Here is a 17,551-nt window from a genome sequence, read left to right as displayed (position 1 = left end):
CCACCACTATTCTGAACTGCGTGAGTGGGAACAGGCGGGGGGCGCGGGCGGGAGCACGCCTGCCCGTGTCTGACGACGACGCCAACCTGCGGTTGCTCCTGGTCGCGTCAAGCGGTGGCCACCTGACCCAGCTACTCGCCCTGAGGCCGTGGTGGTCCGCTCACCAACGGAGCTTCGTGACCTTCGACAGCACGCAGGCCCGTTCTGCGCTTACCGACGAGAGCGTCGTCTTCGCCTACGCCCCGACGACCCGGAACATCCCCAACCTGCTGCGAAACGCCCGGCTCGCCTGGACGCTGCTGAGACGTGAGCGACCTGACGTCGTGGTCACGACTGGCGCAGGAGTCGCCTTGCCGTTCATCGTGCTGGGCCGTTTCCGGGGCGCGACCACGGTTTTCATCGAGGTCTTCGACCGGATCGAGATGCCCACTCTCACCGGGCGACTGTGCCGGCCCTTCTGCACCGCGGTTCTCGTCCAGTGGGACGAGCAGCGCACCGCCTACCCCCAGTCGATCAACGTCGGGCCCCTGCTGTGACGACGACCCAACCGGGGACGGCGAGCACGGCGGCCGAACGTCTCAGGATGGTGGTCACCCTCGGTACTGATCACCACCCGTTCGACCGGCTGGTCTCGTGGGTGGACAGTTGGCTGCTCGTCGGCGAACACCGTGCTCGGGTCGACGCTCTGGTGCAGCACGGAACCGCGAGACCGCCGACGGCCGTGCCGGGACGGGACTTCTTGGACTTCGCCGAGCTCCGCGCCGCCATGTCGACGGCATCGATCATCGTCACGCACGCCGGCGCCACCATCACCGAGTGCGCTGAGCTGGGAAAGGTGCCGATCGTCGTCCCGCGCCTGAGCCGCAACGGCGAAGTGGTGGACGACCACCAGGTCCCGTTCGCTCGACGGATGAGCGCGGAGGGCCGGATCCTGCTCTGCGAGAACGAGAGTGACCTGCACACAGCCCTGGACGCCGCCCTAGCCGATCCCCGGCTCCTGGTGGTCGACACTCTGACGGCAGGTCGTGCGGACCCCCGGACTGCGGTGGACAAGGCTGGCCAGACCATCACCGCGCTTGCCCGCACCCGGCGGAAGAGCCAGACCCGCACCGGCCCGGTCGTGGCGATGGTGACCGGAATGGGCCGGAGCGGCAGCACGCTGCTCGAGCGAATGCTGGCCGAGCTTCCTGGGGCGTGCGGCCTGGGTGAGGTGACCCACCTGTGGGAGCGTGCGCTGGGGGCCAACGAGCGCTGTGGTTGCGGTGAGCCGTTCGAAGGCTGCCCGTTCTGGAAGGACGTGGGCCACCGGGCGTTCGGCGGGTGGGAGCAGCTCGACGTCGATGAGGTACTGGCGGTGCGCGGGCAGGTCGACCGGATGCGGTTCCTCGGCGAGCTCGCCTCGGGTTCGCTACGCCCTCGCACCCGACGGGCGCTGGCGCGGTACTCCTGGTGGAACGACAGGTTGCACCGTGCGGCGGCTGCTGCTTCTGGTGCAAGCGTCGTGATCGACTCGAGCAAGCGGGCATCCCTGGCCTTCGCGCTGTCCCGGTTCGACGACATCGACCTGCGGCTGGTCCACGTCGTCCGAGACCCGCGCGCCGTGGCGCACTCGTGGTCGCGCAAGGTGCACCGCCCGGAGTCCTCGGACCCGGAGTCGATGATGCCGGTCTACCGGCCCTGGCGCAGCGCTGCGCTCTGGGATGCCGAGAACTTCTTCGCCGAGCTGCTGAAGCGCCGCGTGCCACGCGTCCTGGTCCGGTACGAGGAGCTGGTCGAGGACCCGCGCTCGGTACTGCGGACGATCGCCGAGGGGCTCTCGCTGTCCATCAGCGAGGCCGATCTCGACTTCATCCGGGACGGCAGCGTCGACCTGGGACCTGCCCATCTCGTGGCCGGAAACCCCATGCGGTTCACCACGGGCAGGCTCGCCTTGAGCGCCGACCTCGAGTGGCAGACCGGCATGGCCAGCTCCGATCGTCGCCTTGTCGGGGCCCTGACGACGCCACTGCGTCAGCGGTACGGCTACCGGTCGCGAGGATGAGCCCTCCTCGTCCCGACGTGGACGTCGTCATCGCCACCCGAGATCGGCCGGAGCTGGTCAGGCGGGCGATTCGTTCTGTGCTGGAGCAGGACTACGAGGGACGCATCCAGTGCACCCTCGTGTTCGACCGTTCCGAGCTCGACCTGAGCCTGGTCGACCCCGGCGAGCGCCGCTCGGTGCAGGTCGTGCGCAACGAGCGCACGCCCGGCCTGGCCGGTGCCCGCAACACGGGAATCCTGCAGGGACGAGCACCCCTGGTGGCGTTCTGCGACGACGACGACGAGTGGCTGCCGCAGAAGCTCACCCGGCAGGTGACCGCCCTGGACGGGCACCCGTCCTCGGTACTGGCCTGCACGGGCATTGAGATCGTGCGAGACGGCGTGGTGACACCGCGTGTCCTGGAGCGCCGGACCGTGGGGCTGGACGAGCTGATCCGGTCACGGGTGACCGAGCTGCATCCTTCGACCTTCCTGTTGCGGCGCAACGCCTTGGCGGGAGAACTCGGGCTGGTTCAGGAGTCCGTGCCGCACGGCTACGGCGAGGACTACGACCTGCTGCTGCGCGCCGCCTCGATCGGCCCGGTGATCTCCGTGCCGCAGGTACTGGCCCGCATCCACTGGCACCCCGACTCGTACTTCGCACACAAGTGGGAGCCGATGGCGGACGGGTTGTCCTGGCTGTTGGAGCACCACCCGGAACTGGGCAACGACAGGAAGGGCTGGGCCAGGGTCGCCGGTCAGGTGGCCTTCGCCAGGGCGGCCCACGGCCGCCGCAGCCTTGGCTCGGCCTGGGCACTGCGCACCCTGCGCCGCGACCCGGCCCAGGCACGTGGCTGGTTGGCGCTGGCGGTGGCCGCGCGGATCCTCCCGCCGGATCGGGTCATGCGGACCCTCAATGCGCGCGGACGGGGCATCTAGCGCATCTCGGTGCAGCCAAGTACGTTGTGCACGTCCACGGTTGCTCATTCGGAGTAATCGTGTGACGATCCGTCAAGCAATTTCATGTGACCGTTGCAAAATCGTGAGGCAGCCCCCAACCCTGCCCTGACCTCGCGATCGACAGCCCAGGCAGGGACCGGAGACCCACACCTGCGCGTTATCCACGCGCTCGGGGTTAAGCGCCACTGGCGCCGGGCACTTCCCGCCCGAACCCGACAGCTAATCCGGTAGGGGTTGGGAAGGAACTGCAGATGCGTAAGATCATCATCCCCGCTGCCATGCTCGCTGCAGCCGCAGCCGTATCCCTGAGCGTGCACGGTCTTGGTGGACTGGACGGGGAGAAGACCGCCAGCACCCACCGTCTCTCGACGACCAGCGCACCATCGACGGCCTCTGGGTCTGACTCCAGCGGGCCCTACTCCGGCGAGCAGTCCAGCCCCGGAGCCGCACCTGCCAAGAGCCGGCAGCCGACCCCGAAGATCACACCGACCACATCGGTCACTGCAGCCGAACCGCGCACCAGCAGTACGTCCTCCGGTTCCAACGAAGCGCCAGCCAGTTCCAGTGCTGGGTCGTCCTCGGCGGTGGCTCGCGTCAGCGGAACGTGGTTCGGCTGGAGCGCCCAACCCCGTCGCGGGGAGTCCCTGGCTGAGGCCGTGAGCCGGCAGGTCTCGGACTACGGTCCAGGCATCGTCAGGCTCTACTACCCCGGAATGCCCACGTCGTGGAGCCGCATCGAGTCGCTCACGGGGAACCGACCCGGGATCATCTCCTTCAAGATGGCGCCGTCGCAGGTGAACAGCGGAGCCTATGACGCCGGGCTTCGGGCGTGGTTCGCCGCCGCACCGAACCGGCTCATGTACTGGTCGTACCACCCGGAGCCCGAGGACGACATCGCGAACGGCAACTTCACCGCCGCACAGTTCAGGTCGGCGTACGCGCGGATCGCGGGGCTTGCCAACGCAGTGGACAACGCCCAGCTCAAGTCCACCTGGATGTTGATGTGCTGGACTGCCCGTCCGGGTTCCGGCCGAGACTGGCACGACTACTGGCCCGGAACGCAGTACGTCGACGTCGTTGGGTTCGACTGCGCGAACAAGCTGGCCGACCGCGACAAGTACGCGGATCCCGCATCCATGCTCAGGGACCCGTTGGCGGTTGCTGACGCCGTCAACAAGCCCTGGGGTCTGGGAGAGTTCGAGAGCCGTCGGATCGCCGGCGACTCGGGATCCGGTCGCGCGGCTTGGCTACTCGCGATGGCACGCTTCGCCCAGGCCAACAGCGCAAGCTTTGCCAGTTACTTCGATGCGAACCGCGCAGTCGACTTCACTCTGAGTGACGCCGCATCGCGGAACGCTTGGCACTCGGTCGTCAGCGACCAGCTGCCGTAGCCAACACCCTGCTGCCCGGCGTGATCACCGGGGCCGATCTCAACCAGCCCCGGTGATCACGCCGTGTCACGTGCCACCACGTGATCGGCGACCATGCATTCGGCGTCTGGCGGTCCGTCGGTGGGAGGGCAGATCATGGCCGGGTGAAGCTGAAGCTCGACCTGCACGACATCTACAACCGCGGCGACGAGATCGAGCGCGCCCTGCGCGCTGTCATTGACGAAGCCATCGCCAAGAAGGCGCCACTGGTCGAGATCATCCCAGGCAAGGGCTCGGGTCAGCTGAAGAAGCGCGTGCTTCGCTTCCTCGACCGCAAGGACATCAAGGGTCTCTACCACCGCGTGGAGAAGGACTCCGACAACTTCGGCCGGGTGTTCGTTCACTTCCGATGGAAGTAGCCACCCACTAGCCGAGCAGTTGCTGGAAGTTACAGTGCGCGCTATGCCTGAGACGCCCAACGTGAGACTGCGAGCGCGCACCGACGAGGACCTGGACGTCCTGTTCGAGATCGCCGGGGACCTGGACACCTGGGAGGAGCGGAGCCCGGAGGTGCCGCGCCCCTTGACGAGGGAACGGTTCAACGCTCGGCTCGCGCAGGCCGCCGACAGCGGTGGCCCTCGGGAAGCCGTGTCGTTCGTGGTCGACCTCGACGGCACGGCCGTCGGGGGTGCGTCGCTGTTCGACTTCGACTCGTTCGCCCGCCATGCCGAGGCCGGGATCAGTCTGGTGCCGAACGCGCGGGGTCGCGGCATCGGGACGGCGGCGATCTCCCAGCTCGTCGAGTTCGGATTCGTGCGGTGCAACCTGCGCCGGATCCACCTGCAGGCGATCGCGTCGAACACCGCCGCGATCCGCGCGTACGAGAAGGCGGGTTTCGTGATCGAGGGACGCCAGCGCGAGCATGCCTGGGTCCGAGGCGCCTACGAGGACATCGTGCTGATGGGAGTTCTGCGCTCGGGCACCCGACCGGACGTCAACCAGCTTCGGTGATCATGCCGGCCGCCACGGTGCGGTTGGTGGCCTCGTCGACCAGGACGAACCCTCCGGTGGTGCGGTTGCGCGAGTACTCGTCGGACATCAGCGGGACCGTCGTACGCAGCTTGACCCGGCCGATGTCGTTGAGGTTCAACCGGTCTGCCTGCTCGTCACGGTGCAACGTGTTGACGTCGAGCCGGTACTGCAGGCTCTTGACCACGGTCCGCGCGGTGCGGGTGGTGTGCTTGATCGCGTACTTGCGGCCCACCTGAAGCGGCTGCGCCTCGTCCATCCAGCAGATCATCGCGTCGATGTCCTGGGCCGCGGTGGGCGCGTTGCGCGGGCGGCAGATCATGTCGCCGCGGGAGACGTCGATCTGGTCCTCGAGCCGGATCGTCACCGACATCGGCGGGTAGGCCTCCTCGACCTCGCCGTCCGCGGTCTCCACCGACTTGATCCGCGAGGTGAAGCCCGACGGCAGGACCATCACCTCGTCGCCCTTCTTCAGGACCCCGCCGGCCACCTGCCCCGCATAGCCGCGGTAGTCGTGCCACGCGTCCGACTGCGGCCGGATCACGTACTGCACCGGGAACCGCACGTCGATGAGGTTGCGGTCGCTGGCGACGTGCACGTTCTCCAGGTGGTGCAGCAAGCTCGAACCCTCGTACCAGGGCATGTTGTCCGAGCGGTTCACCACGTTGTCGCCGCGCAGCGCGCTGACCGGGATGATCGACAGGTCGGGGATGCGCAGCTTCGTGGCGAACGCCTTGAACTCGGCGTGGATCCGGTCGTACACCTCCTGCGAGTAGTCGACCAGGTCCATCTTGTTCACGCACAGCACCAGGTGCGGCACCTCCAGCAGCGTCGCCAGGAACGCGTGCCGGCGGCTCTGCTCCACGATGCCCTTGCGAGCGTCGACCAGCACCAGGGCGAGGTCCGCGGTCGAGGCGCCGGTCACCATGTTGCGGGTGTACTGGATGTGCCCCGGGGTGTCGGCGATGATGAACTTGCGCTTGGGCGTGGCGAAGTAGCGGTACGCGACGTCGATCGTGATGCCCTGCTCCCGCTCGGCCCGCAGGCCGTCAGTGAGCAGCGCCAGGTTGACGTGCTCGTCGCCGCGGTCGCGGCTGGCCCGCTCGACGGACTCGATCTGATCCTCGAACACGGTCTTGGTGTCGTACAGCAGGCGCCCGATCAGGGTGCTCTTGCCGTCGTCGACCGAGCCGGCCGTGGCGAATCGCAGGATGTCCATCAGAAGTACCCCTCGCGCTTTCGGTCTTCCATCGCGGCCTCACTGAACTTGTCGTCACCACGGGTTGCGCCCCGCTCGGTGACCCGGGTGGTCGCGACCTCGTCGATGACCTTCTCGACCGTGTCGGCGTCGGAGAGGACCGCGGCGGTCAGGCTCGCGTCGCCGACCGTGCGGTAGCGCACCCGCTGGACGGTGACCGCCTCGCCCGGCTTGGGCTGGCAGACCTCGTGCACGGCGAACAGCATGCTGTTGCGCTCGAAGACCTCGCGGTCGTGCGCGTAGTAGATCGACGGGAGCTCGATGCCCTCCTGTTCGATGTACTGCCAGATGTCCAGCTCGGTCCAGTTCGACAGCGGGAAGACCCGGATGCTCTCGCCGACGTGGATCCGGCCGTTGTACAGGCTCCACAGCTCGGGGCGCTGGTTCTTCGGGTCCCACTGACCGAAGTCGTCGCGGAAGGAGAAGATGCGCTCCTTCGCGCGGGCCTTGTCCTCGTCGCGGCGGGCGCCGCCGAAGATCGCGCTGAACCGGTGCTTCTCCAGGGCCTCCAGCAGGACCGGGGTCTGGATCCGGTTGCGCGTGCCGTCGGGCGGCTCGACGACCGAGCCGTTGTCGATCGCCTCCTGCACGCTGGCCACGATGAGCTGGACGCCGAGCTCGTCGACCCGCTGGTCGCGGAAGGCGAGCACCTCGGAGAAGTTGTGGCCGGTGTCGACGTGCATGACGGGGAAGGGGATCTTGGCCGGGTAGAACGCCTTCTCGGCCAGGCGGAGCATGACGATGGAGTCCTTGCCGCCGGAGAACAGCAGCACCGGGCGCTCCAGCTCGGCGACGACCTCTCGGAAGATGAAGATGGCCTCGGCCTCAAGGGTCTGCAGCTGGGAGAGCTGGTACCGGGTCGGTTCCGTCATCACGCACTCGCCTCCATCGAGGTGCTCGCGATCGCTTGCAGCAGCTGCTCAGCGATCTCGGGCCGGCAGACCAGCAGGTCCGGCAGCAGGGGGTCGGACTGGTTGTAGACCAGCGGGGAGCCGTCGATCCGGCTGGTGTGCAGGCCGGACGCCGCGCAGACCGCGACCGGGGCCGCCGAGTCCCACTCGTACTGGCCACCGGCGTGCACGTAGGCATCCACCGTGTCGTCCAGCACTGCTGTGGCCTTGACGCCGGCGCTGCCCATCGGCACCAGCTCGGCGTCCAGGGTCTGGGCGAGCGCGGTGACGAAGGCCGGCGGGCGAGAGCGGCTGACGGCCAGCCGGATCCGCTCCGGCGTGCCGGTCGGGCGCGGGTGCGGGCGGTCGGTCCCAAAGGTCACGCCGCGGGCGGGCAGCGCGACTGCGCCGGCCACTAGCTCGCCGTCCTGCCACAGGGCGACGTGTACGGCCCAGTCGTCGCGCGGCACCTCGCTGTACTCCCGGGTACCGTCCAGCGGGTCGATGATCCAGCACCGGGAGGCGGACAGCCGGGAGTGGTCGTCCTTCTCCTCCTCGCTGAGCACCGCGTCGTCCGGCCGCTCCTGGGCCAGCCGTTCGATCAGCAGGGCGTTGGAGCGTGAGTCACCAAGGGCCTTGAGGTCGGCAGCGGGCAGCGACCCGTCGCGGACCTCGACCAGCAGCCGGCCGGCGTGGTCGGCGAGCTCGCGGGCGAGTTCGGCGTCATCCAGGCGTGACAAAGCAGACCCCTCAGATCGTCGTCGATTTTCGTTCAGCCGCGTGAACGGCTCTGACAGTCTCTCGCAGTCTTCCCTAGTAGGCGCCAGAACCGCGAAGAACGGCCCTGGCGGTCTTCCAGAGGATCAGCATGTCCAGCGCGATGGACCAGTTGTCCACGTAGCGCAGGTCCAGCCGGACCGACTCCTCCCAGGACAGGTCCGCGCGACCGCTCACCTGCCACAGTCCGGTCAGCCCCGGGCGCACCCGCAGGCGACGGTGCACCGCGTCGTGGTACGCCTGGTACTCGGACTCCAGCGGCGGGCGCGGCCCGACCAGCGACATGTCGCCAACGACCACGTTGAGCAGCTGGGGCAGCTCGTCCAGCGAGAAGCGGCGCAGCACCGCACCGACTTTGGTGACCCGCGGGTCGCGGTGCATCTTGAACATCAGACCGTCGCGGTTGCTCTGCGTGAGGAGATCCTCGGTCCGCTGCTGCTCGGCATCGACCACCATGCTGCGCAGCTTGAACATCGTGAAGGTGCGGCCGTCGACCCCGATCCGGGTCTGCCGGAAGAACACCGGCCCGCGGCTGGTCAGCCGCACGGCCAACGCCGACAGCACGATCACCGGGCTGGCGAGCACGATCAGCAGGGTGCCGAGCACGCGGTCCAGGACCGCCTTGCCGAGCATCCGGCCGTGCCGGGAGGACGGCGGCTCGAGCTGCAGCAGCGACAGGCCGGCGGCCGGCCGCAGCGAGACGTTCGGCCCGGTGACCTCGACCAGTCCGGGCTCGACCAGCAGCCCGGCCCCGGTGCGCTCCAGTGCCCAGGACAGCCGGCGCAGCCCCTGGCCGCTGAGCTGCGAGCCGACCACGATGACCGCGTCGATCCGGTTGTCGACGACCACCTGCGGGACGTCGGACAGGATGCCCATCAGCTCGACGCCGAGGTTCTCGGCGATCTCCGGCCCCGGCTGGGGGACGCAGGCGCCGACCACCTCGAAACCGTGCGAGGCCTTGCTCTGCAGGTCCTGGGTCAGCCGGTCGACCGCTACCGGCTCGCCGACCACCAGCGTGCGCAGCATGGCGTCGCCGCGGTACCGGCGCCGGTGCAGCCGCTGACGCAGCACGTGCCGGTAGCAGGCGCTGAGCAGCGCGGTGACCGGCACCGCGATCAGCACGTCTCGGCGGGGAAGCATGTGGTGCACGGCGTAGGACGCGACGCCGACACCGGCGATGACCCCGGCGGCGGCGCGCAGCACGGCCTGGAACTCCTCGGCCCCGTCGCCGAGCCGGGCCGCCTCGTAGCCCCGGCAGACCAGCACCGCGAACACCCAGATGACTGCACCGACCAGGCCGGCCTGCACTGTCAGGTGGCGAAGCCCCGGCAACGTCGCGGTGCAGGCCGCGGTGACGGTGAACGAGATGATCGCGTCGCCGGCCACCGCGCGGATCGTCAGCGGACGGGTCCAGCTCCGACGACGGCGGTCGGCCAACGCGGCCGGGTCCTGCCACGGCGAGGCGTGGCCGGCCTCCGGTTCGGGCAGCTCGAAGGGACGTGCGGACGCCCAGGAGCGGCGGGTCTGGGTCGCGTTGCGTCGGCGGTCCGCGGCCGGGACGCCGTTCGGGACGCCGTTCGGGACGCCGTTCGGGACGCCGTTCGGGACGCCGTTCGGGACGCCGTTCGGGACGCCGTTCGGGACGTTGATGGGGGCGTCCGCGGGAGCGGGCACGGAGGCGCGCGGCTGGCCGTTCAGGTCGTCGGCCCCGGGAGAACCCGGAGCCGGTACCTGGCCTGGCAGCGCCTGCTGCCGCTCATCGGGATTGGCTGACACCAGTCCCCCCTCCTACGTTCACATTGCGTCCCCCCACCGGGACTCAACTCAAGGTAATGACTCGCCGTCGCGGCGTCCGGCGAATGCCGAAAGTCGGCACTCTTGGTAACGGACCGGAAACCAGGGACCCGCTCCCAAGGGGAGCGGGTCACCGCACGTAACCTCCGGACGCCGCCGGCACCGGGGTGCCGGTTCAGGACTCGCGGCGCGGAACCAGGCGCAGGAGCGCCATCCCGAAGAAGACGAGCGTGGCCGCCGCGACCAGGTAGTGGGCGGTGTTGAGGCCGGTGAACGCCAGCGTTGCGGCTCCGGTCCCTGCTGCTGCGGCGCTGCCGAGGACGGACGGTGAGCTGTACATCAGACGTGCTCCTTCATCTGGATGGTGACGTGGTGCCAGGTGGCGGTGGTGCCGCGGGCGCTGTGCCGCGCCGCGCGGATGAACGTGAACTGCAGGATCAGGTCGTAGACCAGCTCGGGGAACAGCAGCGCGGACAGCACACGCCCACGCCGACTACCGGTGCGCCACGAGCTGATGACCCGCTCGACCAGGAAGCCGAGACCGATCAGGCTCCAGAACAACGAGAAGCGCAGCGTCCCGGTGAGGATCCCCATCGTGGTCATCGTGATGAGGAGCAGCAGGACGCCCACTGAGATACACAGGTTGAACTGCTGGGCCCAGTACCGGGCGGTGATCCTGGTCAGGCCGTAGCTGCGCAGGTTGTCGATCGCCCCGCGGTACCAGCGCAGCCGCTGGCGGTGCAGGTCGCCGACGGTCGGCATCAGCTCGGTCCAGACCATGCACTGCTTGGGCGAGACCAGCCCCCAGCCCAGGTGCTTGAGGGCGAGGGTGATCTCGTTGTCCTCGGTCAGCGCGGCGATGTCGTAGACGTCGCCGTGCCGCCCCGGCAGGCTGACCCCGCGGGCGAAGGCGACGTCCCGCATCGCGGGCACCCGGAAGGCGCTGGCGGTGCCGGTGAGCACCAGCACCCGCCCGGCGTGCCGGGCGACGTCGCGCTGGTAGCGGGCGAACTCGTTGGCCTGGGCGTGCTCGAGCCAGCTGGAGGGCTCGCCGCCGACGAAGACGCCGCCGACGGCGCCCAGCCGGCTGTTCGTCTGCAGCAGCCCGGCGGAGATCTCGATGAACTGCGGCGAGAGCCGGGTGTCGGCGTCCATCACCAGGACGATGTCGGTGACGTCCAGCAGCGGCAGCTGGTGCTCGAGGTACTGGTTCAGCGCGCCGGCCTTGCGGTGCCGGTTGCCCACCGTCTCGAAGACGTGCGCGCCGTTCGCGCGGGCCAGCTCGGCGGTCGCGTCGGTGCAGTTGTCGGCCACCACGGTGACCGCGTCGGGCCGCACGGTCTGCTGCCAGACGGAGGCGATGGTGGCCTCGATGCCGGCCGCCTCGTCATGGGCGGGGATCACCACGTGAACGCGCACGAACCACACCACCCTCGTCACTGACCGTAGTCCGAAGCGCCGTCTGAAGGCCTTCGCTGTGCACTCAGCGTAGGTGAGCAGTGGGGTGGGATGTGGCCAGAACGATGATTTGCGGTGATTTGCGCAGTCGAAGCCACCTGAACGCCGACGGTCAGTGACAGTCGGTCAGATGTACTTGCTGTGCGCGATCAGGCGTGCCAGTGGTTCTGGCTGGCCAGCAGGCCCTCGCGGACCAGCATCTCGCCGGCGTCCGCTGCCTCCTCGAGCAGGACGGCGAGGTCCTTGCGCTCGGTCGCCGAGAAGTCGCGCAGCACGTAGTCCGCCGCGTCCATCCGGCCCGGCGGGCGGCCGATACCGACCCGCACCCGCAGGTAGTCCTTGGTGCCCAGCGACCGGGTCACCGAGCGCAGGCCGTTGTGGCCGCCCTCGCCGCCGCCCAGCTTGAGCCGGATCTCGCCGTAGGGGATGTCCAGCTCGTCGTGCACGACGACGACCTGGGCGGGGTCGACCTTGTAGAACTGGCTGAGCCCGGCCACCGGCCCGCCGGACTGGTTCATGTACGTCGAGGGCTTGGCCAGGACGGCGCGCGGACCCGGGGCGCCACCTGGCATGACGCCCAGGCGCCCCTCCAGCACGGCGGCGCGCGCCTTGTGGCTCTTGAACGAGCCGCCAACGCGCGCGCCGAGGACGTCGAGCACCATGGCTCCGACGTTGTGCCGGTGGCCGGCGTAGTCGGGCCCGGGGTTGCCGAGCCCGACTACCAGCCAGGTGTGGTCTGTGCTCACTCCTGCTCGGCGGCCGGGGCGTCCTCGGCCTCGGCGGCAGCAGCCTCGTCGGCCGCGACCTCCGGAACCTCGTGCTCGATGCCGGCCTCGGCCTCGGCCTCGGCGAGCTCGGCCTCCAGGGCCTCGGCGGAGACCTGGGCGGTGATGTTGACGACCAGGATCTCGCCGTCGGTGAGCAGCGCGGCGCCGGCCGGAAGCTGTACGTCGGAGGCGTGGATCTGGGTGCCCGCAGTCAGGCCCTCGACGCTGACCTCGACGTTCTGCGGGATCGCGGTGGCCGCGACCTCGAGCGAGAGGGTCTGGTTCTCGACCGTCACCACGGTCTCGGGGGCGGCCTCGCCGACCACGTGGATCTGGACGTCGACGGCGACCTTCTCGCCCTTGCGGACGACGACCAGGTCGATGTGCTCGATGACCGGCTTGATCGGGTCGCGCTGCACGTCCTTGGCCAGGGCGAGCTGCTCCTTGCCGTCGATCACGATGGTGAGCAGCGCGTTCGGGTTCTTCAGCGCCAGCATGGTGTCGTGACCCGGGAGCGTGATGTGCACGGGGTCGGTGCCGTGGCCGTACATGACCGCCGGGATCTGGTGCGCGCGACGGATCTTGCGGGCTGCGCCCTTGCCGAACTCGGTGCGGGTCTCGGCAGTCAGGGTCAGGTCGGTCACGATGAGGCTCCTTCAAGCGTTCTGGCGTCGGTCGCGGAAGCGGGCCTCGACGCGGGGCGCAGCACGAAGGGCGCCCTCAGGGCGCCGCGTCGATCACGGACGAACTGACGGTCTCCCGTCGTACGTCGTCCCTCGCCGAGGCAACCCGCAGAGTCTACCCGGGTCGGACGTCGTGCCGGAAATCGGCGCGGAACCGGACGCACCCTGGGCAGGACCGGGTCAGGCCGGGACGGCGCTCGGCTCGTCTTCCAGGTGCTCGTCGGCCCCGTCCTCGGCGCTTGCGGCGAGCACCGGCAGCCGGGTGGCGCGCGCGTAGACGGTGTCGCCGGGCAGCAGCTCGAGCCCCTCGCTGTCGCCGCGGGTGATCTGCGCCGCGAACGGCTCCCCGCTGGCGTCGTCCAGCATGTCGACCCGGACCTCGAAGCCGAGCCGGACGACACGCTCGACGGTCGCGCGGACCACGTCGGTCGACCCGGTGCCCGCGACGTGCAGCCTGGCCGGGTCGCGGTCCAGCCGGATGTCGTGCGGGCGCACCTTCCGGCCACCGAGCTGGGCCACCGAGCCGAGGAAGGACATCACGAAGTCGTTGGCCGGCCGGTCGTACAGGTCGTCCGGGCCGCCGACCTGCTCGATCCGGCCCTGGTTGAGCACGGCGATCCGGTCCGCGACGTCCAGCGCCTCCTCCTGGTCGTGGGTGACCAGCACTGTGGTCACCTTGACCTCGTGGTGCAGCCGGCGCAGCCAGGTGCGCAGGTCAGCGCGCACCTTGGCGTCCAGCGCGCCGAACGGCTCGTCCAGCAGCAGGACCTGCGGGTCGACCGCCAGCGCCCGGGCCAGCGCCATCCGCTGGCGCTGCCCGCCGGACAGCTGCGCCGGGTAGCGGTGCTGGAACCCGCCCAGACCGACGATCTCCAGCAGCTCGTCGACCTTCTTGGTGATCTCGGCCTTGGGCCGCTTACGGATCTTCAGACCGAACGCCACGTTGTCCCGGACCGTCATGTGCTTGAAGGCCGCATAGTGCTGGAACACGAAACCGATGTCACGACGCTGCGGCGAGACGTTGGTGACGTCGCGTCCGCCGATGGTCACCGTGCCGGCGTCCAGCTCCTCCAGGCCCGCGATGGACCGCAGCAGGGTGGACTTGCCGGAGCCGCTCGGACCGAGCAGCGCGGTCAGCGAACCGGCCGGGATCTCGAGCGAGACGTCGTCCAGCGCGGCGAAGTCGCCGTAGTTCTTGCAGGCGGACGAGACGGTGATCATCGGGTGCTCCTCTTGCGGTCCAGCAGGGTCATCAGCACCAGCACCAGGACCGCGACGCCCATCAGCAGCGTCGCGGCGCAGTAGGCGCCGTAGGTGTTGTGGTCGTCGATGTAGCGCGAGTGCACCAGCAGGGTCAGGGTCTGCGAGACACCCGGGAAGTTCGAGCTGACCATGATGACCGCACCGAACTCACCGAGTGAGCGGGCCACTGTGAGCACCACGCCGTAGGTCAGACCCCAGCGGATCGCCGGCAGCGTGATCCGCCAGAGCATCTGGCAGCGGGTGGCGCCGAGCGTGACGGCGGCCTGCTCCTGCTCGTCGCCGATCTCGTGCAGCACCGGCTCGACCTCGCGCACGACGAACGGCAGCGTCACGAAGATGGTCGCGAGGACCAGCCCGGGGAACCCGAAGATCACCCGCACGCCGGTGTTCTCGACAGCGCCGAGCCAGCCGCCGGCCCCCCACAGCATGATCAGCGATACGCCGACCACGACCGGTGAGACCGCGAACGGCAGGTCGACCACGGCCTGCACCAGGTTGCGCCCCGGGAAACGGCCGCGGACCAGCGCCAGCGCGGTCATCACGCCGAACACCACGTTGACCGGCACGACGATCGCCACGATGAGCAGCGACAGCTGGAGAGCGGAGATTGCCGCCGGGGTGGTGATCGAGGCGAAGAAGTCCGCGATCCCGTTCTCGAAGGTGCGGAACAGGATCAGCAGCAGCGGCAGCACCACGAGGACGACGAGGTAGCCCATGGCCACCGTGCGCAGGGTCAGCCGGGAGGCGGTCGAGGTCCTCATGCTGCGTTCTCCTGTCGGCGCTGGCCGCGGCTGGCCACGACCCGCAGCACGAACAACGCCGCGAACGCGATCATCAGCAGCGCCACCGAGACCGCCGCCGCGTTCACCGGGCTGTCGATCTCGATCTGCTGCTGGATGTACTGCGAGGCCACCTGGGTGTGCCGCGGGATGTTGCCGCCGATCAGCACGACCGAGCCGTACTCGCCGATCGCCCGGGCGAAGGCCAGCCCCGCGCCGCTGAGCACGGCCGGCAGCAGGGCCGGCAGGACCACGGACCGGAAGATGGTCAGGTTGCTGGCGCCGAGCGAGGCCGCCGCCTGCTCGACGTCCCGGTCGGCCTCGATCAGCACCGGCTGCACCGAGCGGACGACGAACGGGAGCGTGACGAACGCGAGCGCGACCATCACGCCCGGCTGGGTCGCGTTCAGGCGGATTCCCACGGGGCTCTGCGGGCCGTACAGCGACAGCAGCACGATGCTGGCCACGATGGTCGGCAGCGCGAACGGGAGGTCGATGATCGCGTTGGCCCAGCGCTTGCCGGGAAACTCGTCGCGGACCAGCACCCACGCGATCAACGTGCCCATCACCGCGTTGACCAGCGCCACCACGAGCGAGATCAGCACGGTGACCCGCAGCGCGGCCAGCGCGCTCGGCGCGGTGACCGCGTCCCACCAGCCGCTCAGCCCGTCGTCGAACGACTTGACGGTGAGCGCGGCCAGCGGCAGCAGCACGATCACGCTGAGCCACAGGGTCACCAGGCCGTAGCCGAGCGGCCCGACCGCGCCCGTCACGCTCGCAGTCGCGTGCCCGCCCGAGCGGCCCCTGCGACGCCGCCCGCTGCGCGGAGTCGCGGGGGCGGCCCGCGGTCTCTCGATGGTGCTGGTCATGACGGACTACTTCGTCGCCGCGTTGTAGATCTTGGCGACGGAGCCGTTCTCCTTGTCGAACAGCGCCTTGTCGATCGTCTTCCAGCCGCCCAGGTCGGTGATGGTCCACAGCTTCTGCGGCGCGGGGAAGTCACTGGCGAACTGCTTGGCGACGGCCTCGTCGACCGGACGGAAGCCGGCCTGGGCCCAGGCGGTCTGGCCGGCCGTGGTGTACAGGAAGTCGTTGAACGCCTTGGCCGCCGTGGGGTTCTTGCTGTTCTTCATGACCGCGACCGGGTTCTCGATCTTGAACGTGACCGGCGGCGTGTGGTGCTCGACCTTCTCACCGCTGCGCTCGAGGAAGAGCGCCTCGTTCTCGTAGCTCAGCAGCGCGTCGCCGGTGCCCTGGGTGAACGTCTCGCTGGCCTCACGCGCCGACTTCGGCTGGATCTTCACGTGGTCGGTGACCAGCTGCTTGATGTAGTCCAGGCCGGCCTGCGGGTTCTGGCCGCCGTTGCTCTTGTCCGCGTACGGCGCGAGCAGGTTCCACTTGGCCGATCCCGAGCTGAACGGGTTGGGAGTGACCACCTCGACGCCCGGCTTGAGCAGGTCGTCCCAGCCGGTGATGCCCTTCGGGTTGCCCTTGCGGACCACGATCGTGACGACCGAGCCGAACGGGATGCCCTTGTGCGGCCCGGCGTTCCAGTTCGGGTCGACCAGCCCGGCGTCCACCAGTCTGGTGACGTCCGGCTCCAGGGAGAAGTTGACGACGTCCGCGGGGGCGCCGGCCGCAACCTTGCGGGACTGGTCGCCGGAGGCGCCGTAGGACTGCTCGAAGTTGATGCCCTTGCCCTGCGGGGTGGCGTTGAAGGCCGGGATGACCTTGTCGAAGCCGACCTTGGGCGCCGAGTAGGCGTACAGCTTGATGGTGCCGGTGTTGGCGCCGCCGGCGGGCTTGTCGTTGCCCGAGGCGACGACGTCGCTCGAACCGCCACCGCAGGCGGCGAGCAGCGCTACGCAAGCCGCGCTTGCGGTCGCGGTGAGGAGGAGACGAGGACGACGGGTCATGGGCTTGCCTTCCAGGTAAGTCGATCACTTTGCTCGACTTAACGATGGACGACGTCGGGGCCTGCTCACAACCGGAATGGCGAAACTGGTCGCCCCGTCCCACGGGCCGGACTGGTCGTCGTGCTCGCGAAGGTGCAAGCCCGCTACGCAGAGTGCGGGCTTCGTCACCGCGTTTCGGCCTCGGCGGGTCGGGGTCAGGGCGCCAGATCCGCGATGCTGGTGCCGTCCAGCACCTCGCGCTCGGCCGCCCGCAGTCGCAGCCACAGCTGCTGGACGGCGGCGCCGCTGTCGGGGTAGGTGAGGTTCTCCGGGCGCAGACCGCGCACCAGGGCCAGCGGTCCGTCGATGGCCCGGATCACCTCGGCCACGCTGATCTCGGCGGCCGGCCGGGCCAGCCGGTGCCCGCCGTCCTGGCCGCGCCGGGAGTCCACCAGGGCGCCGCGTCGCAGGTCACGCAGGATGGTGTCCAGGAACTGCGCGGGGATCGCCTGCCGCTCGGCCACCTCGTCCGCCTTGGTCCACCCCTCGGAGCCGGCCAGCACCACGCAGGCGCGGACCGCGTAGTCGACGCGGGCGGACAGTCGCACG

At 69.5% G+C, this 17,551-nt stretch carries 19 protein-coding genes and 1 riboswitch; of the genes, 6 read left to right on the top strand and 13 right to left on the bottom strand.

Annotation, left to right across the window (positions count from 1 at the left end; translation table 11 throughout):
* The first annotated feature begins 59 nt into the window (after window positions 1-59).
* The 6 genes from ACPPVT_RS04485 (at window position 60) to ACPPVT_RS04460 (ending at window position 5,360) form a co-directional block, all read left to right on the top strand.
* Window positions 60-536: a UDP-N-acetylglucosamine--LPS N-acetylglucosamine transferase gene (locus ACPPVT_RS04485; protein ID WP_426567051.1), complete on the top strand. Its 477-nt coding sequence runs from the start codon at window positions 60-62 to the stop codon at window positions 534-536.
* A gap of 47 nt (window positions 537-583) precedes the next feature.
* Window positions 584-2,041 carry a glycosyltransferase gene (locus ACPPVT_RS04480; protein ID WP_426565829.1) on the top strand — a complete coding sequence of 486 codons (1,458 nt, stop codon included), beginning with the start codon at window positions 584-586 and terminating at the stop codon, window positions 2,039-2,041.
* Window positions 2,038-2,958: a glycosyltransferase family 2 protein gene (locus tag ACPPVT_RS04475; RefSeq protein WP_426565828.1), complete on the top strand. Its 921-nt coding sequence runs from the start codon at window positions 2,038-2,040 to the stop codon at window positions 2,956-2,958. The genes ACPPVT_RS04480 and ACPPVT_RS04475 overlap by 4 nt, the downstream gene beginning before the upstream one ends.
* 114 nt (window positions 2,959-3,072) lie before the next feature.
* Window positions 3,073-3,227: riboswitch (cyclic di-AMP (ydaO/yuaA leader) on the top strand.
* Between the two features lie 408 nt (window positions 3,228-3,635).
* Window positions 3,636-4,370 (top strand): hypothetical protein, encoded by a 735-nt coding sequence (locus ACPPVT_RS04470; protein ID WP_426565827.1) that lies wholly within the window; start codon window positions 3,636-3,638, stop codon window positions 4,368-4,370.
* A gap of 143 nt (window positions 4,371-4,513) precedes the next feature.
* Window positions 4,514-4,768, top strand: coding sequence for a Smr/MutS family protein (locus ACPPVT_RS04465; protein ID WP_426565826.1), 255 nt, complete (start codon window positions 4,514-4,516; stop codon window positions 4,766-4,768).
* 43 nt (window positions 4,769-4,811) lie between these two features.
* Complete coding sequence (locus tag ACPPVT_RS04460) at window positions 4,812-5,360, top strand: GNAT family N-acetyltransferase (RefSeq protein WP_426565825.1); 549 nt, start codon at window positions 4,812-4,814, stop codon at window positions 5,358-5,360.
* Here the strand turns inward: ACPPVT_RS04460 and cysN are convergent.
* From cysN to ACPPVT_RS04395, 13 genes are all read right to left on the bottom strand, one after another.
* The gene (cysN, locus tag ACPPVT_RS04455) at window positions 5,344-6,597 is read right to left on the bottom strand and encodes a sulfate adenylyltransferase subunit CysN (protein ID WP_426565824.1); all 1,254 of its coding nucleotides are present in this window, start codon (window positions 6,595-6,597) and stop codon (window positions 5,344-5,346) included. The two genes, ACPPVT_RS04460 and cysN, sit on opposite strands and share 17 nt — an antisense overlap.
* Window positions 6,597-7,508 (bottom strand): sulfate adenylyltransferase subunit CysD, encoded by a 912-nt coding sequence (cysD, locus tag ACPPVT_RS04450; protein ID WP_426565823.1) that lies wholly within the window; start codon window positions 7,506-7,508, stop codon window positions 6,597-6,599. Before cysD ends, cysN begins: the two co-directional genes overlap by 1 nt.
* Complete coding sequence (locus tag ACPPVT_RS04445) at window positions 7,508-8,257, bottom strand: 3'(2'),5'-bisphosphate nucleotidase CysQ (protein ID WP_426567050.1); 750 nt, start codon at window positions 8,255-8,257, stop codon at window positions 7,508-7,510. Before ACPPVT_RS04445 ends, cysD begins: the two co-directional genes overlap by 1 nt.
* Before the next feature lie 82 nt (window positions 8,258-8,339).
* Window positions 8,340-10,079: an exopolysaccharide biosynthesis polyprenyl glycosylphosphotransferase gene (locus tag ACPPVT_RS04440; protein WP_426565822.1), complete on the bottom strand. Its 1,740-nt coding sequence runs from the start codon at window positions 10,077-10,079 to the stop codon at window positions 8,340-8,342.
* Window positions 10,080-10,272: 193 nt separating this feature from the next.
* On the bottom strand, window positions 10,273-10,437 hold the full coding sequence (locus ACPPVT_RS04435; RefSeq protein ID WP_426565821.1) for a hypothetical protein: 165 nt from the start codon (window positions 10,435-10,437) through the stop codon (window positions 10,273-10,275).
* Complete coding sequence (locus ACPPVT_RS04430; protein ID WP_426565820.1) at window positions 10,437-11,516, bottom strand: glycosyltransferase family 2 protein; 1,080 nt, start codon at window positions 11,514-11,516, stop codon at window positions 10,437-10,439. The genes ACPPVT_RS04435 and ACPPVT_RS04430 overlap by 1 nt, the downstream gene beginning before the upstream one ends.
* A 188-nt stretch (window positions 11,517-11,704) precedes the next feature.
* Window positions 11,705-12,301: an aminoacyl-tRNA hydrolase gene (gene pth, locus ACPPVT_RS04425; RefSeq protein ID WP_426565819.1), complete on the bottom strand. Its 597-nt coding sequence runs from the start codon at window positions 12,299-12,301 to the stop codon at window positions 11,705-11,707.
* Complete coding sequence (locus ACPPVT_RS04420) at window positions 12,298-12,966, bottom strand: 50S ribosomal protein L25/general stress protein Ctc (RefSeq protein ID WP_426565818.1); 669 nt, start codon at window positions 12,964-12,966, stop codon at window positions 12,298-12,300. The genes pth and ACPPVT_RS04420 overlap by 4 nt, the downstream gene beginning before the upstream one ends.
* Before the next feature lie 219 nt (window positions 12,967-13,185).
* Window positions 13,186-14,226, bottom strand: a complete 1,041-nt coding sequence (locus ACPPVT_RS04415; RefSeq protein WP_426565817.1) for a sulfate/molybdate ABC transporter ATP-binding protein — start codon at window positions 14,224-14,226, stop codon at window positions 13,186-13,188.
* Window positions 14,223-15,029 (bottom strand): sulfate ABC transporter permease subunit CysW, encoded by an 807-nt coding sequence (cysW, locus tag ACPPVT_RS04410; RefSeq protein ID WP_426565816.1) that lies wholly within the window; start codon window positions 15,027-15,029, stop codon window positions 14,223-14,225. The genes ACPPVT_RS04415 and cysW overlap by 4 nt, the downstream gene beginning before the upstream one ends.
* Window positions 15,026-15,916: a sulfate ABC transporter permease subunit CysT gene (gene cysT, locus ACPPVT_RS04405; protein ID WP_426565815.1), complete on the bottom strand. Its 891-nt coding sequence runs from the start codon at window positions 15,914-15,916 to the stop codon at window positions 15,026-15,028. The genes cysW and cysT overlap by 4 nt, the downstream gene beginning before the upstream one ends.
* A gap of 6 nt (window positions 15,917-15,922) precedes the next feature.
* On the bottom strand, window positions 15,923-16,963 hold the full coding sequence (locus tag ACPPVT_RS04400) for a sulfate ABC transporter substrate-binding protein (protein ID WP_426565814.1): 1,041 nt from the start codon (window positions 16,961-16,963) through the stop codon (window positions 15,923-15,925).
* 194 nt (window positions 16,964-17,157) lie between these two features.
* A complete protein-coding gene (locus tag ACPPVT_RS04395) occupies window positions 17,158-17,550 on the bottom strand; it encodes an RrF2 family transcriptional regulator (RefSeq protein ID WP_426565813.1) in 393 nt (130 codons plus the stop codon).
* Window position 17,551 lies beyond the last annotated feature (1 nt).

This window comes from Angustibacter sp. McL0619, from assembly GCF_049994355.1.
Classification (GTDB): Bacteria; Actinomycetota; Actinomycetes; order Actinomycetales; family Angustibacteraceae; genus Angustibacter.
Note: the sequence above shows the minus strand (reverse complement) of the source record. Positions and strands in the feature narration are given on the sequence as shown.

Excerpts from the sequence above, each read along its gene's own strand:
- ACPPVT_RS04480 (WP_426565829.1), top strand. The coding sequence starts at position 584 with ATGGTGGTCACCCTCGGTACTGATCACCACCCGTTCGACCGGCTGGTC.
- ACPPVT_RS04475 (WP_426565828.1), top strand. The coding sequence starts at position 2,038 with ATGAGCCCTCCTCGTCCCGACGTGGACGTCGTCATCGCCACCCGAGAT.
- ACPPVT_RS04460 (WP_426565825.1), top strand. The coding sequence starts at position 4,812 with ATGCCTGAGACGCCCAACGTGAGACTGCGAGCGCGCACCGACGAGGAC.
- cysN (WP_426565824.1), bottom strand. The coding sequence starts at position 6,597 with ATGGACATCCTGCGATTCGCCACGGCCGGCTCGGTCGACGACGGCAAG.
- cysD (WP_426565823.1), bottom strand. The coding sequence starts at position 7,508 with ATGACGGAACCGACCCGGTACCAGCTCTCCCAGCTGCAGACCCTTGAG.
- ACPPVT_RS04435 (WP_426565821.1), bottom strand. The coding sequence starts at position 10,437 with ATGTACAGCTCACCGTCCGTCCTCGGCAGCGCCGCAGCAGCAGGGACC.
- ACPPVT_RS04415 (WP_426565817.1), bottom strand. The coding sequence starts at position 14,226 with ATGATCACCGTCTCGTCCGCCTGCAAGAACTACGGCGACTTCGCCGCG.
- cysW (WP_426565816.1), bottom strand. The coding sequence starts at position 15,029 with ATGAGGACCTCGACCGCCTCCCGGCTGACCCTGCGCACGGTGGCCATG.
- cysT (WP_426565815.1), bottom strand. The coding sequence starts at position 15,916 with ATGACCAGCACCATCGAGAGACCGCGGGCCGCCCCCGCGACTCCGCGC.
- ACPPVT_RS04400 (WP_426565814.1), bottom strand. The coding sequence starts at position 16,963 with ATGACCCGTCGTCCTCGTCTCCTCCTCACCGCGACCGCAAGCGCGGCT.